Source organism: Streptomyces sp. NPDC002888, assembly GCF_042888465.1.
Lineage (GTDB): Bacteria > Actinomycetota > Actinomycetes > Streptomycetales > Streptomycetaceae > Streptomyces.
In genome coordinates this window covers 1-14,471 of the sequence record NZ_JBIAPU010000041.1, presented here as the reverse complement: position 1 = coordinate 14,471, position 14,471 = coordinate 1, and the positions used below count along the sequence as shown (strand labels likewise).

The window sequence follows — 14,471 nt, the reverse complement described above, 5'->3', positions numbered from 1 at the left end:
GGGCGACATCGGCCCAGGCCCTGGCTCTGCGGGCGCCGGATCGTGCTGGCGTGTGCGGGCCGGAAGTACCGCCGAGCGTCGCGGTTGCCCGGGATCTGCGGGTGACCAGCGGACACCGTCCGCAAGTGGCGGCGACGCTTCCTTGCCGAGCGGCTGGACGGACTGGTCGACGAGCCCCGGCCGGGCCGGCCGCCCACCATCAGCGTTGATCAGGTGGAGGTGGTGGTAGTCACCACGCTGGAACAGCTGCCGAAAAACGCCACTACTGGTCGCGAACGTCGATGGCGCAGCACAGTGGCCTGTCGAAGTCGACCGTGGGCCGGATCTGGCGGCAGTTCCAGCTCAAGCCGCATCTGGCGGACTCGGCGCTACCCCCTTACGGTCGGGTGAGAATTTCGGCTCCGCTGTCGGTGATGGCGATGGTGTGCTCGCTGTGCGCGGTCCGGCAGCCTGTCGCGCTGCGCAGCGTCCAACCGTCGGCGTCGGTGACGAGTGTGGCAGTGTCGGCCATGACCCAGGGCTCCAGGGCGAGCAGCAGTCCGGGGCGCAGCTTGTATCCGCGGCCGGGCCGTCCGGTGTTCGCGACGTGTGGGTCCTGGTGCATGGTCGAGCCGATGCCGTGGCCTCCGAACTCGGTGTTGATCGGGTAGCCCGCCTTGCTGAGGACCGTGCCGATGGCGTGGGAGAGGTCGCCGATGCGCGCCCCAGGCTTGGCGGCGGCGATGCCGGCGGCGAGTGCACGTTCGGTCGTCTCGATCATCGCGACGCTCTCCGCTGGCCTGGCCTTGCCCACCAGAAAGCTGATCGCGGCATCCGCGGCCACCCCGCCCCTGGCTACGGCGAGGTCGAGAGTCAGCAGATCCCCGTCTGCCAGCGTGTAGTTGTGAGGCCGCCCATGGAGCACTCCGTCGTTGACGGCCGTGCAGATGTAGTGCCCGAACGGGCCGCGCCCGAACGAAGGCGCGTAGTCGACGTAGCAGGACTGCGCTCCCGCCTCGGTGATCATCTCCTTGGCCCACTGGTCGATGTCCAGCAGGTTCGTCCCGACCGTGCTGCGCTGCTTCAGCGTGTGCAGGATGTTTCCGACCAAGGCGCCGGTGTCCCTCGCCCGCTCGAGCCGCGAGGAGTTCAGGATCTCAATCATGGGGGACCTCTCATGTATGTCCAATAACTATCCCGGTCTAACTGTACCGGTATTAGAATGGGGTCATGGTCAGGTTGCCGCTCACCCCCGCCGAGGTAGAACGCGGACAGCGCCTTGGCGCCCTGCTCCGCCGAGCCCGGGGTTGCCGCTCGATGCTGGACGTGGCGCTCGCTTCGCACATCTCGCCGGAAACTCTTCGGAAGATCGAATCCGGCCGTGTGGCTACCCCCGCCTTCCCGACCATCGCAGCGATCGCCGACGCCCTCGGCCTGTCTCTCGACGCCGTCTGGGCCGAGATTAGCCAGGCGGAGCGAACCGTCGAGGATCAGTCGGTCCTGCCTGTCACACAGCATCCATTGCTGGTTTCGTAACGCCGCACTCAGAGAGTCAGCGGTTCACTGACCGTGCTGTGCCGGTACGCCTGCGCGCACGCTGATCACCTCGTCGACCAGCCCGAGCACCGCCTAGCCTCGATCGTTCATGAGTCCCCGTCAGTAAACCGACGGGGACTCATGAACGATCGAGGCTAGGGGCCTCCTCTTGATGGGCCAGGGCAGGACGCACCTCTACGGCGTAGCTGACCGCCACGGATATCCCCTACCTGAAGGGACGTACATCAAATGCGGGACGGCTCCGCAGGCCCGAGGCTGGGATGCGGGACCCGAGCGCAGGCCAGTTCCCGGCAGTCGGTGGCCATGACATGCGAGTCTCCGGCCCGCCGCCGTCCACCCTGTAGTCAGCCTGGAGGCTCACGAGATGAAAATCGCTCCCATCGACAAGTCGAAGCTCGCAAAAAACGGCGAAGGGTACCGCGCCCTGGTCGAGAGTGATGCGGATTGGATCGTTCGGTCGAAGGATGACCTATATGAGCTTCGAGCCAACGAAAAGGATGGAGTTTTCGCCAAACTCCCCGAGCCCGACTTTCAAGCGTTTGTCGGCTCCCTTGAGTTTCAGGGGGGAGGTGTTAGCACCGGATACTATAAGTCTTTGATGTCTTCCCTGACGTTGACCGAGATCCACCAGGTATTTGCACACTTCGGAATCGGTCAGGAATACCTCAATAGCGACATGCTGGAAACGGGGGCGTGTTCTAGGCCGTTTGTCGCTCCGGCGAAGTGTCAGACGCGGCGCCCACGACTCGCCGAGTGGAGATCACCAAGGCGCCCTATCTGGAGGGGTGGTCGGGACAATGTCACGATCTCCGCGTGAACTTCGGCGGAGCGTGTTCTGTATCGACCCGGTAGTTCGTGAGCATTTCCCTCAGATGTTCGAATATCTCTTCATCCTTCATACCGTCCCCAGGAGCTTCCGGTATGTCAGAACCGCTAATTTCCGTGCAGTACTGACCTGACTTCATCTCCGTTCGCGGTGACGATGAACCATCGCTACTAGCGACTAGGGTTTCGATGTTTCCGTGACGGTCGTGAATGGCAGTAAACTTCATCGCGGAGGCCCGCCTCCTTCACTAGGATTCATCTCTCCGTGCTATTCTTTCAGTGCGCGGACCGACCCTCTTAATCTTCACGGGTGGCCCGAGATCAGCGGGTGGATGCTTTGCTGAACTAGCTGACGCGAGTCTGGACTGTGTACCAAGCCGAAATTGGCCGACTTCCGGTATTGTTGAAGTTTGCCCCGACGTAGACGTCAACGGCTTGAACGTCGCCCACCTTGTAGGTGTGCCGAGTAACATGGACCTCCCGAACCGACATTGTGTAGTCCCCGGATGGGAAGTCGGCAGGAGTCCCGGTCATGGTCCATGTGCCTATGGCGGAGGAGTCGGATACTGTCCAACCGAGCCAGTATGCACTTCCGGGAAGAATGGAAGGAGATGTCACCCAGTAGTCTTTCTGCTGATGGATTGTGGCCATAGCTGAAGTCTCCTACAGGAGCGGGTTTCCCATGAGTAGCTTCAGTTTGGAACTTGTCTTCCTGGCCTGCAACTGGAGTATTGGGTCGCGCCCTTGCTGCGTTAGCTGAATGTATTCGGCTGGTTGCATGGCTGTGCAGCGCGGTTCCGTCGACGTCGAACACCAGTGGCAGGTTCCGCCAACTGTGGCGCTTTAGCACGTACAGCGAGTCGCGCTGGGTACCGGCCCGTCGCCTTCTGGCGGGGCTCCGAACGAGGCTCGTACTTGCCTCATTTGGCTCATAGGCATGCACGCCAACTACCAGCGGGTTTGCTTGACAACCCTAGATAATGAGCGGTCGAAGGGTCGTGACGTAGTAGATGACGCGGACCCCGTCGACGTCGTCGACGTAGTCGCGCAGCAGGGTGTCGGGCACCGGGGTGCCCAGCTCGGGGTTGACGCTGATCGCGACGATCGCGCGGTCCAGGCCGGTGCGTCTCGCTCATGAACTGAATGTGCCCAGTCCTCCACATACCTGACGGCCCCGCCGCGCTCGACCCGCTCAAAAGTTCGCTGGGAACGGTCAACCTTCAGTGAGACGAGACAGACGCGTGACGATCACGCTGGGTCAACCAGCTCCGGGCGCCCGAGGCTCGGTGGAACGCCCGCCGTTGGCGATGCCGGCCTGCTCCTCCCACGCCTGCCCCCAGGTGGTGAGTTCCCTTATTTATGTCGAGCCCGGCGCAGCGTTCATAGATTCTCCTTCGGGGTGACGTCCGCAGGACCTCCGGCTTGCTGATTGGGATACGCGGCTTCATCGCTTCGTAGGACATCTCCGGCGAGGCCGTCTGCGGGCTGATCAGGACGGGCGGCTGTACGAAGCCCGCCGCCCCCGTGGAGCTTCCCAAGGCCGCGGATGGCCCGCAGACCGTAGTCCCGGGCAAACGCCGCCGTGTCAGCCATGAGACGAGTGTCTGCCCATTCCGGCCACCACGGTAGGCCATTGGGGTCGCCCTACGTCACCGAAGAATCCGCGCAGCACGCGGATCACACCCGCCACCGCAGTGAACGGCGCCGCCAGCGTGATGGCCAACAGAGCGCACCATGTGACATTCACGGTGTTGACCAACCAATCGCTCAGCAGTTCTTCCTCGGCAGCGTCGCCCACCCCCATGACCCAGAACATGGTCTGCGGCACCATGACCGACCACAACAGCCAGAACCCGCCGGTGGCCGCGGTCCAGGTCCGGATGCCGTCCACGGAACAGCGCTCGAGTCGTGCACGGAAGTACTGCAGCGCTACCAGGGCGACGATGAGGACCACCGTCCATGGCACCCGCCACCCGTCGTCGTCCATCGCCCAGTGGTGCAGTTCCTGCCACCAACGACTGTCCTTGTCTGTCGTCGGATGCTCGCGGGCCTGCGCCTTGAGGCCAGGTCCCGCTACCAACAGGACGGACATCGGCAGCAAGCCGAACAGGCTCAGCAGCGGGTGGCCCAGCGCCCAGCTGCGCACCCAGGGCGCTATCCAAACCTGCTCTTCTGGGCCACTGGCTGGTGCCGTGCCTGTCGACACCCTCGCTCCTTCGACGGACGGCCTGGAGGACGGCGCTCGCGAGGGCGGCGGTGGGCTTGAGTGCGTCGGGGCGGTGAAGCCGGGCCGACTGCCGAAGCCCGCTGGTGGGGCGGGGCCAGCTGGTGGGGCGATGGCGGTCAGTGGTTCAACCGTGGCCGGTGGGTCGAGGGTGACCGATGCGTCGCTCGGTGCACTTGGGGTTGCTGTGGCTGTTGGCAGGTCGACGATCGTGGAATCTTCCATGACCGGTGGCGGAACGGGTACCGCCGGGACCGCTGTGGCCGTTGGCAGGTCGGCGGTCGGGGGGACGACGGTGGTCGGGGGAACGGCCTCGGTGGGGGGAACAGCCGCAGTGCTTGGTGGTACCCGGCCTCCGTCATGTCCCGGCCCCGCGTCGCGATCGGCGGCCTCCAGGCTGAGCAGTTGCTCGCTCCTTCGGGCAATCTCCGACGCGATGGAGGCGGGCGGCCAGTGTGCGGTGTCGGTGCCGTGCTCCTCCGTCCATGCACGCAGTTCCTCGAGGGAGGGACGGTGCCCGGGATCCTTGGCCAGGCACTCGCGCACAACCGCCGCGAGGTCGTCCGGCACACCGCTCAGGTCCGGCTCCTCGTGCACGATCCGATAGTCCACCCCCGCTCCAGAGCCGAACGGATTACGCCCAGTAGCTGAGAACGCCAGGACCACGCCGAGCGAGAAGACGTCGCTGGCGCCCCCTATCTCCCACCCTCGCCCCCGCCCCCGCCACTGCTCCGGCGACATGTAGCCGGGCGTACCGATGGGGAAACCTGTTCTTGTGAGTGCTGCGTCTTCGGCGGCGCGGGCGATCCCGAAGTCGATCAGCAGCGGTCCGTCGGAGGACAGCAACACGTTCGCCGGCTTGAGGTCGCGGTGAACCAGCCCGCACGCGTGCACCGTGCCCAGGGCCTCGGCAAGCCCCGACAGCAGCCGCCACAAAGCGGGTCCGGGCAGCGGACCATGCCCGCGCACAGCCTCGTCGAGGGAGGGCCCCGGGACGTAGTCGGAGGCCAGCCAGGGCACGGGCGCGGCCGGGTCGCTGGTCAGCGCCTGCACCGTGCCCGGCCCGGAAACCGCCAGCGACGCACGGACCTCGCGCTCGAACCGTTGCCGGAAACCCGGAGTGTCGGCCCACTCTGCTTTCACCATCTTGACCGCGATCCACTGACCGGTCGGCGACCGCCCGAGATACACACGGCCCATGCCGCCCACACCCAAGCGGCGTACCAGCTCGTACTCGCCCACCTGCCGCGGATCGTCTTCGGCCAACGCCTGCACTCTCAACACCCCCGGTACAAAGCGCACTTGGACGATCTGCGAATCGTGACACCGCCGCGTCACTTGCGCCACCGCCCAGGCGGCCCGAGCGCACGTGAGGGAGCCGGGCCTGGTCGGCGTCGCCCATCGCGACGCGGTCCCCGGAGCGAAGGCCGGCGTCGGCCTGGTGCGCGCGGGCCAGCAGGGCGTTGACGGCGAGCGCGGCCGCGGGGTCGGAGTCGGGCAGCGGCTTGACGGCGGCCCGCTCGTCCTCGCTCAGCGAGCCCAGGAGGCCGGTGCGGGTCAGGGTGCGCAGCAGGGCGTGGCGCAGGACGTCGGGGGCGAGCGCGGCACGGCGGGCGGCTTCGGCTTCCTCCTCCTGGAGGCCCTTCTCCTCCTCCAGCTGCTTCTCGCGCTCGCGTTCGGCGTCTGCCGCGAGCTCGTCCTGGACCACGGCGTCGGCGTCCGGGGCGTACACGCCGCCGGAGTTGGCGAGCAGCTGCACGATGCGCGCCCACTCCGCACGTTCGGCCGGGCCGCGCTCATCGTCGGCCAGGTCCTCGCGGTCGCGTTCGAGGTGCCGCTGCAGCCGGGCTTCCTCGAGGGCGGCCGCCGCCTCCGGGTGGGTCATGCCGTGGGCACGCCGGCGGACCGAGCGACGCCCGACCTTCGCCCAGTCGACCGGCTCGCGGGGCGCGGCCGCGCGGTGGGCGGTTGTAGCGTTGCGGGCGCCGCAGGTTCCCGCTGATCTTGCCGGAGTCACGCGGGACCGGTGCGACGCCGCCGAAGCCAGCAAGGCGGTCGGGAGTTCGGGGCCGCTGCATCGGATGCGACGGACATCTGATCGTCTCCCAGATCACAGTCCAGGTGACCGGGCGTTCGGCTCGCTGGTGTTCCCAACGATGCCGAGAGGCAGCCCGCCTGCGACGCGATCCCAGGCGGGCACCCGAACTCTGGCCGCCCAGCACGTCCAACTGCCAGCAACGCGGTGAACACCTCGGCTCGGACAACGACCTTCGATGGTGCTCAAGTATCTGCCGGAACGCCTTCTTCAGAGGGTTCCGCCGACAAGACTGCGGGATCTGTGGTGGTCCACTCCTCACAGCTTCCCTGGGACGTCCACTGAAATGGTGCTCAAGCCACTGCCGCCGGGCGGCCTACGAACAACGCCGGGTCGAACAACGGCAGCTCCGCATCAGCGCGCCCCTGGGCGCCGCACTGCCCTGTCCGGGGCTCCCCACCACGCGTTGAGTCACGGATGGAACCGCCACCGGCCTTCAGAAATGACATCCACCTTGCCGTCCCTGACACGAACGGCCGTCTCGTCGTCGATGAAGTAGATCGGGAAGTCCGTTCGCGCAGCGATGCGATCAGCCCAGGCGTCGTCCCGCTCGGGGAAATCCGGCGAGTACAGGTGAGGCTTGAGATACCAGTCGAAGAGGCCGAACGGCGGCTCCACGGTCGTCGCGCCGAGCACGTGGAGGTCCCTGGTGTCCCCGATGACGTCGGCAGAGTGTCCGGTGAGATTACGGCTGAAGATCATTGATCCGGCGCTGAACCCCACATAGACCCGGCTCTCCAGCGCCTCCAGGAAGCCGTCGGCCAGGCCGTTGCCGGTGATGCTGCGCGCGAGGTGGTAATGGCTGCCGCCCCCAACATAGATGACGTCGGCGTGGAGCAGCCGGTCGAGCACCATCTGCCGGGGCAGGCCATTCAGCTCCAGGACGTCGAACTCTCGCCAGCCGAGGCCGTGCAGCCGGTTCATGTCCGCGACGAACCACCCATGGTCCCCGGGCTCGGCGACTGATGCCGTGGGAACGTACACGACGTTCGCCGATCCGAACGGCTTTCCCAGCATGTCCCGCAGCGCATCCCTCAGCGACTCGTTACGCAGGCCACTCGCCGTCAACAGAAAGTTCATCGAGCGAGCCAAGCACGACTCACGGGCCCGCGCAACAAACCCAGGATCCACCAATACCGTCATGGCATGGCCGCATCAGGAACAGGCATTCAACTTGTTCTTTAACCTCCGTCCCTACTCTGACGCTCCCCCTTAATGGGGTGATCATGACGAGCTGATCCGACACACTGGTTCGATGCGGCACGATGATGAACAGCCTTTGGCCGGTGGCAACGTCAGTGATGGTGTCGTTCGCGTCGGGGACACCGTTCGCCGTCCGACCGGACCATGGACTCCCGCTGTGCATGCCCTGCTTGCCCACCTGCACGAGGTGGGATTCGGCGCGGCGCCTCGTCCGCTCGGCATTGACGATCAGGGGCGTGAGGTCCTGACCTTCATGCCGGGAGATGTGGTCTGGCCCGACCGGTTCTCGCTGATGGAACCCGCTCGACAACTGGCTCGCGTGGCACGGCTGATCCGGGACTTCCACGACGCCGTGCAGGACTTCACGGCGCCCTCCGATGCGCGGTGGCAGACGCTGATCCCCGCTGAGGGCAGTGACATCATCGCCCATAACGACCTGGCCCCCTGGAACCTCGTGGTCGCAGACGAGGCGCGGTGGGCCTTCATCGACTGGGACGCTGCAGGTCCCGGCTCGCGCCTGTGCGATGTCGCATACGCCATTCACGGGTTCATCCCGCTGTCCGCGCATCCGGACTGGCAGAGCCCGGACGCGGCGGACCGACTGCGAGTCTTCGCCGACGCCTACGGGCTGGCTGAGTCCGAACGCCGTCGGTTGGTGCCTCTACTGGGGCGCCGTACGCGTTCCATGCACGACTTCCTGCGCGACCAGGCAGCCCAAGGAGCCCAGCCCTGGGCAAGGCTGTGGGCTGAAGGCCACGGCGACGCTTGGCGAAACGACGCCGAATACATCGAGCAACGCGAAGACCAGTGGATGCAGGCCCTGCTCGCTAGCTGAGGCATCAGCGCCCGTGCCTGGCATCGAACGACATCTCGAACTGGATCACTCACCTGGGCATTCGCCGGACATTGAAGCGGCCTTCGCCTGATCATGTGCTCCGACCAAGGTGCACCGATCGAGACGAAGGCCGTGAGGGTGAGTCTGCTGCCTGCCACCGGTCCCGGGGAGGCGTTCGCGCAAGCGTCACGCTTCCGGGAGGACTTATTCGACTGCCTGACCGCGCGCGGGGACGAACTGTTCGACCTCGTGGACGCGTTGTTGTGCGCGGACGGTCCGGTGACCTCGCCGGTGGGACCTGACGCTGGTGGCCGAGCACCGGCGCGGGCACGGCGCGATGTATGAGGCGTTGAACTGCGGGAGTGTGGACGTGCCCCGGTTGCGGCAGGTGCTGGCCGGTCTGCCGATGCCGCGGGCCGCCGACGGGCGCCTGGTCCTGGCGGCCGACGTCAGCAACTGGCTGCGCCCGGACGCGCCGACCAGCGCGGACCGTCTGTTCTGTCACGTCTACGGCCGCAGCGGACGCTCCTCGGACCAGTTCATCCCCGGCTGGCCGTACTCCTTCGTCGCCGCCTTCGAATCGGGCCGCACATCCTGGTGCCAGCTCCTGGACGCCGTGCGTCTCGGACCCGAGGACGACGTCGCCGAGGTCACTGCCGCCCCGCTCCGCCGGGTGGTCGAGGACCTGATCGAGATGGGCCGCTGGCAACTTGGGCGACCGCGACATCCTCATCGTCTTCGACGCCGGCTACGACGCCCCGCGCATGGCCCACCTCCTGACCGGCCTCCCGGTCGAGGTACTGGGACGGATGCGCTCCGACCGCGTCATGCGACGGCCGACGCCCTCGCTCAAGGAGTACGCCCCGGCCTATCCCCAGGGCGGGCGACCGCCGAAGCACGGCAAGGAGTTCCGCTTCGCCAGGCCGGAGACCTGGGGCGAGCCGGACGCGGCAACCGTGCAGGTCACCGACCGGTACGGCACCGCCCGCGCGATGGCCTGGGACCGCATCCACCCCCGCCTGACCACCCGCTCCGCATGGATCGACCACACCGGCGAACTCCCCATCATCGAAGGCACGCTGATCCGCCTCCAGGTCGACCGCCTGCCCGGCGGAGGCGATCCCCTCCCGCTCTGGCTCTGTTCGTCCGCCACCGGCCTGAACAGCGAGGACGCCGACGTGCGCTGGCAGGCGTTCCTGAGGAGGTTCGACATCGAGCATCTCTTCAGGCTGATGAAACAGACCCTCGGGTGGACCCGTCCGAAGCTGCGCACCCCCGAAGCCGGCGAGCGCTGGACCTGGCTGATCATCGCCGCGCACACCCAGATCCGCCTTCTGCGCGGCGCGGCCGCCGACCTGCGGCGGCCGTGGGAGAAGCCGGCCGAGCCCGGCCGACTCACCCCGGCCCGCGTCCGCCGGGGGTTTCGGAACCTCCGGCCGCACCTGTCCTGCCCCGCCCGTGCACCGAAACCCTCAACACCCGGCCCGGGAAGGCCACCTGGCTCGAAGAACCGGCGGCCCGCCACCCGCTACGACGTGGGCAAGACCGTGAAACGACCCGAGAGCATCACCGAACGAAACCGACTCAGACCATAAAGAACAAGCTGAGTAACTGTTTCTGATCTGGGACCGGTGACGAGCTGGTGGACGACTCGTTGAGCCGACATGATCGATGGTGTGCCGGATCTAGGTGATCGATTCCAAGGGGTTCAGTGGTCGTAGACGGTCAGTGCGCGCATGACCGGCTGGCCGCGCATGAACCTGGCTCCACTCATCGGGCCTCTTGGAATCGATCATCTAGGCTGGCGCGGTGACTGATGAGCAGGAGCGGGTGCAGCCGTCGGGAGTGTGGGCCACGGCGGTGGGGGTGGCCAGGGTGCGGGCGCTGGAGACCGAGCGGGAGAACGCGCTGTTCCGCGACCCACTGGCACAGGCCTTCGCCACCGCCGGCGGCCTGTGGCCTTCCTCGCCGCCGCTGCCCGATGACGAGGCCGCGCGACGCCGCCGACTGGCCGTGTCGTACTCCATCGTCATCAGGACGAAGTTCCTCGACGACCTGTTGCAGCAGGCCTCCGCGTCCGGGGTCCGGCAGGTCGTGCTGCTCGGCGCCGGCATGGACAGCCGGGCCTTCCGGATCGACTGGCCCGAGGGCACCCGGCTGTTCGAGGTCGACACCGCCGCGCCACTGGACTTCAAGGCTTCGGTGCTGCGCCAGGAGCGGGCCGTCGCACGCTGCGAGCGGATCACCGTCGCGGTGGATCTGCGTGAGGACTGGCCAGGCGCGCTGGCCGCCGCAGGGCACGACCCGGCGGTGCCGACCGTGTGGATCGCCGAAGGACTGCTGATCTATCTGCCCGAGGACGCGGTGGAGCTGCTGCTGGCCCGGATCAGCGCGCAGTCGGCGGCAGGCAGTCGGATGGGGCTGACGTTGGGCTCGCGCGGCGTGATCGAGCGCTTCGGCGTGGACGCCGTGCCGGGATCGGCGGCGTCCATGTGGGTCTCGGAGATGCCCGACGACCCGGTGGGTTGGCTGGCCGGGCACGGCTGGGAGGCCGGCAGCCACACCCTGTGCGAGCGCGCTGCCGCCTACGGCCGCCCGATCAGCACCCCGCCGCAGCGCGAGGAGCGGCCCGGCGGACTGATCTCGGCGGTCCGCCGGTAGAGCGCCTCCCGGTTCCCTAACGAGCTCGTGCATGGTTGGCGGTGGCGCGTTGAAGACGGTGATCGTTGATCATGGTCTGTGTGGCGGGGAACCAGGCGCGTGCAGTGATCATCCATAGCCAGCGGATCACAGGGCTGACGTCCGATGTGATCGCCGAACTCATCATCGAGATCGGCCCGTTGTGGCACGAGCGGCACCAGGCCGTGCTCACGGCACGCCCCCGGCGCCGGGCCGTGGGTGCCGGGGCGAAACATAAACTGGTCTTCGTCGACCGCCTGTTGGCCACGCTCGTCCACCTCCGCCACGGCGCCACTCACGACGTACTGGCCTGCTGGTTCGGCGTCGACCGCTCCACCATCACGCGCGCAATCGGTGAAGTACGGCCCCTGCTGGCGGGCCGCGGCTGCACCGTCGCGCCCGGCATCCGACTGCGCACGCTCGCCGAGGTCGTCGGCCATCTCGGTGCGAGTGGACGGACCGGGATCATCGACGGCACCGAGATCCGGGTCCGCCGCCCGGCCGCAGGACGCAAGGACCGGGAGAAGTTCATCTCCGGGAAGAACAAGCAGAACGCCGTCAAGTCCATGGTCGTCACGGATGCCGACGGCCGGGTGTTGTTCTGCAGCCCGGCCGAGCCGGCCAGCTGCGCGGGCATCACCCATGCCCGGCAACTGGGCCTGGTCACGCTCCTGGCCAACGGGCCAGCGGTGGAGATCCTCGCCGACGCCGGCTCCAGCAGGCCGCCACCACTCCCGGCGATCCGCACATGTGAACCCCGAGGGCAAACCGCGCTCCTCGACGCGCCACCGCCAACCATGCACGAGCTCGTTAGGCTAGAGTCCGACTTCAAACGGATCTTGCCCAGAGCAGGAATGACGCGAGTGTGACCGCCGCTTCGTAGGAGGTGGCGGTCTTTTCGTATCGGGTTGCGATGCCGCGGAAGCCCTTGAGCCGGTTGAATCAGCGTTCAACGATGTTGAGTTGGCGGTAGGTGTGCCGGTCGAACGCTGGTGGTCGGCCGCCGCGGCGGCCGCGGTTGTGCCTGTGTCGCTGCTGGTCAGTCTTCTTCGGGATGGTCTGCTCGATGCCGCGTCGGCGCAGGTAACCACGGGAGCTCTAAGGGCCTGTCCCCGAGTGGTGGACACCTCTGAGCCCGGCCCCACCAGGGGCCGGGGAGGAGAGATCTCTTATGGTGATGAAGGTCTACTCGCCCGAGTTCAGGGCGGACGCGGTCGCGCTGTACCTGTCGGACCCGAGCCATACCTTCGAGGGCATCGGCAAGGACCTGGGGATCAGCCGGGAGACGCTGCGCAATCGGGTGCGGGCCGAGCGGGCCCGCCGCGGTCCAAGCGGCGCCACGAGCACGAACACGAAGGACGTCCCGGTGAGCGAGGCCACGAGGCAGGAGCTGGAGGCCGAGATAGCGGCCCTGCGTACGGAACTGAAGACCGTGCGCAAGGAGAACCAGAAACTGGCCACCGAACGGGACATCCTGCGCAAGGCGACGAAGTTTTTCGCACAAGAGACGACCTGGTGAACCGCTGCCAGTTCATTGATCTATTTCATTGTGAATTCGCAGGTCGGGCCGCTGGCGAAGGTGTCTCCTCAGCCTGTACCTGGGCCTGCATCATCCGCCGGGTTCGGGCGTGGTCTTCTTTCTTGTCCACCGGAGCCAGCACCTCGCCGACCCGCGAGCGGGCGATGGCCCACTCCTTCCAATCCCGTTCGGCCATGGCCAGTTCGGCCTGGAGCCGGTCGGCTTCCTCCCGCAGCTCGTCCACCCGACGGCGGGCAGCGAGCTCACGCTGTTCCAGCAACCCCACGACCGACGGCATCCACGGACTCTCCAGAAACGATGACACGACAGGCCACCACTCCCACGGAATCACCGGGCCTATGCCTGAACAGCGAAAACGCCGTCCTCAGGTTCGGTACGACAACAGCACTGAGAACTGACAGACAACTTGTCAGGTTCCCCGATGCGTCCCCGCTCCGTAGGGTCGGACCTGCGGAATGTGGCTCTGGAAGGGGGCGGCAGGCGCCGGATAGGCTCCCGACATGGACGTCCGAGTAGAGATCATCCGGGAGGCGAGTCAAGGGCTCGTCGACGCTTTCAGCAGGTTGCTTCCGCAGCTGTCTTCGACCGCCAAGCCTCTTGACCACGATGCCATCGACCGGATGGTGAACTGTGATGCCAATACGTTGCTGGTCGCCCGAACGCCTGACGCGATCGTCGGCACTCTGACACTGGTGTTGTTGCCGTTGCCGTCCGGCTTGCGGGCCCGCGTCGAAGATGTGGTCGTTGACATTGCGGCGCGAGGACAGGGAGTCGCCGGCCTTCTCACTCAAGAGGCTCTGCGGATCGCCCGGGAAGCAGGTGCCCGGACGGTTGATCTCACCTCCCGACAGGATCGTGCGGCGGCGAACCGACTGTATGAACGTCTTGGATTTCAGGCCCGACAGTCCACGGTCTACCGCTTCCAGATCGACAGCTGACTGCTGATAGAGCCGTAAGCGGCCCCCTATCTCCTGCTCCGGGGTGTGGGCGTGTCGGCGTCGGCTGAATCGTGGTTCCGTCGCCCGTCGCCCGTCGCCCGTCGCCCGTCGCCCGTCGCCCGTCGCCTGTTCGAGGAAGTCCGCGAGTGCGGCTACCCCGGCGGCGAGAACGTCGTGAAGGTCTACGTGGCCAGGCTCCGCGAGACCTTCCCGCACGGCCCGCCCCGCAAGGCGCCGTCAGTGAGGAACGTGACCAGCTGGCTCACCCGCCATCCCGACCGCCTCACCGACGACCAGGCCCAGCAGCTCAAGGTGATCCTGGCCCGTTGTCCCGCCCTCAACCGCACTGCCCACCACGTCCGCGCGTTCGCCGAGTTGATGAACAACCGGCAGGGACGGCACCTTAATCAGTGGATCAGAAGTGTCCCAGGCCGACGATCTTCCCGCCCTGCACTCCTTCGTCACCGGCCTCGGCCAGTACCTCGACGCCGTCGTCGCCGGCCTTAGAGGTCGTCTCATTTGGTCCGGTAGATAGTGTGTCTTCGTGGGGATCGTTGAGCGCCTGGTGCCGGATGAGATGTGGGAGCTGTTCGAGC

General features: G+C 66.8%; 12 protein-coding genes and 2 pseudogenes. 9 read left to right on the top strand and 5 right to left on the bottom strand.

Annotation, left to right across the window (positions count from 1 at the left end):
• Positions 1 to 153 precede the first annotated feature (153 nt).
• On the top strand, positions 154 to 390 hold the full coding sequence (locus ACFYWX_RS43220; RefSeq protein WP_389430899.1) for a hypothetical protein: 237 nt from the start codon (positions 154 to 156) through the stop codon (positions 388 to 390).
• Here the strand turns inward: ACFYWX_RS43220 and map are convergent.
• A complete protein-coding gene (gene map / locus ACFYWX_RS43215; protein ID WP_389430808.1) occupies positions 377 to 1,144 on the bottom strand; it encodes a type I methionyl aminopeptidase in 768 nt (255 codons plus the stop codon). The two genes, ACFYWX_RS43220 and map, sit on opposite strands and share 14 nt — an antisense overlap.
• Before the next feature lie 65 nt (positions 1,145 to 1,209).
• On the opposite strand from map, the gene ACFYWX_RS43210 reads away from it, so the two are divergent.
• Positions 1,210 to 1,515, top strand: coding sequence for a helix-turn-helix domain-containing protein (locus tag ACFYWX_RS43210; protein ID WP_389430806.1), 306 nt, complete (start codon positions 1,210 to 1,212; stop codon positions 1,513 to 1,515).
• Between the two features lie 2,431 nt (positions 1,516 to 3,946).
• On the opposite strand, the gene ACFYWX_RS43205 is transcribed toward ACFYWX_RS43210, so the two are convergent.
• Positions 3,947 to 5,851 carry a serine/threonine protein kinase gene (locus ACFYWX_RS43205; RefSeq protein ID WP_389430804.1) on the bottom strand — a complete coding sequence of 635 codons (1,905 nt, stop codon included), beginning with the start codon at positions 5,849 to 5,851 and terminating at the stop codon, positions 3,947 to 3,949.
• Between the two features lie 103 nt (positions 5,852 to 5,954).
• Between ACFYWX_RS43205 and ACFYWX_RS43200 the strand changes: the two genes are divergently transcribed.
• Entirely contained in the window at positions 5,955 to 6,587 is a 633-nt protein-coding gene (locus tag ACFYWX_RS43200) for a hypothetical protein (RefSeq protein ID WP_389430905.1), read from the top strand.
• 504 nt (positions 6,588 to 7,091) lie between these two features.
• Here the strand turns inward: ACFYWX_RS43200 and ACFYWX_RS43195 are convergent.
• Positions 7,092 to 7,760, bottom strand: a complete 669-nt coding sequence (locus ACFYWX_RS43195; protein WP_389430803.1) for a Type 1 glutamine amidotransferase-like domain-containing protein — start codon at positions 7,758 to 7,760, stop codon at positions 7,092 to 7,094.
• 175 nt (positions 7,761 to 7,935) lie between these two features.
• Between ACFYWX_RS43195 and ACFYWX_RS43190 the strand changes: the two genes are divergently transcribed.
• The 5 genes and pseudogenes from ACFYWX_RS43190 (at position 7,936) to ACFYWX_RS43170 (ending at position 12,916) form a co-directional block, all read left to right on the top strand.
• Positions 7,936 to 8,718, top strand: a complete 783-nt coding sequence (locus ACFYWX_RS43190; protein WP_389430802.1) for a phosphotransferase enzyme family protein — start codon at positions 7,936 to 7,938, stop codon at positions 8,716 to 8,718.
• Between the two features lie 138 nt (positions 8,719 to 8,856).
• A pseudogene (locus tag ACFYWX_RS43185) lies at positions 8,857 to 10,313 on the top strand (NF041680 family putative transposase).
• A 250-nt stretch (positions 10,314 to 10,563) separates the two neighbouring features.
• Positions 10,564 to 11,379 carry a class I SAM-dependent methyltransferase gene (locus tag ACFYWX_RS43180; RefSeq protein WP_389430898.1) on the top strand — a complete coding sequence of 272 codons (816 nt, stop codon included), beginning with the start codon at positions 10,564 to 10,566 and terminating at the stop codon, positions 11,377 to 11,379.
• Positions 11,380 to 11,459: 80 nt separating this feature from the next.
• Entirely contained in the window at positions 11,460 to 12,266 is an 807-nt protein-coding gene (locus ACFYWX_RS43175) for a transposase family protein (RefSeq protein WP_389430801.1), read from the top strand.
• Positions 12,267 to 12,568: 302 nt separating this feature from the next.
• Entirely contained in the window at positions 12,569 to 12,916 is a 348-nt protein-coding gene (locus ACFYWX_RS43170) for a transposase (RefSeq protein ID WP_389430799.1), read from the top strand.
• Positions 12,917 to 12,944: 28 nt separating this feature from the next.
• On the opposite strand, the pseudogene ACFYWX_RS43165 reads toward ACFYWX_RS43170, so the two are convergent.
• Positions 12,945 to 13,214, bottom strand: a pseudogene (locus ACFYWX_RS43165) (hypothetical protein); the annotation flags it as partial.
• 223 nt (positions 13,215 to 13,437) lie between these two features.
• On the opposite strand from ACFYWX_RS43165, the gene ACFYWX_RS43160 reads away from it, so the two are divergent.
• The gene (locus ACFYWX_RS43160) at positions 13,438 to 13,875 is read left to right on the top strand and encodes a GNAT family N-acetyltransferase (RefSeq protein ID WP_389430798.1); all 438 of its coding nucleotides are present in this window, start codon (positions 13,438 to 13,440) and stop codon (positions 13,873 to 13,875) included.
• A 415-nt stretch (positions 13,876 to 14,290) separates the two neighbouring features.
• On the opposite strand, the gene ACFYWX_RS43155 is transcribed toward ACFYWX_RS43160, so the two are convergent.
• Positions 14,291 to 14,471: hypothetical protein (locus ACFYWX_RS43155; protein WP_389430797.1), on the bottom strand; the 181-nt coding region annotated here is incomplete at its 5' end.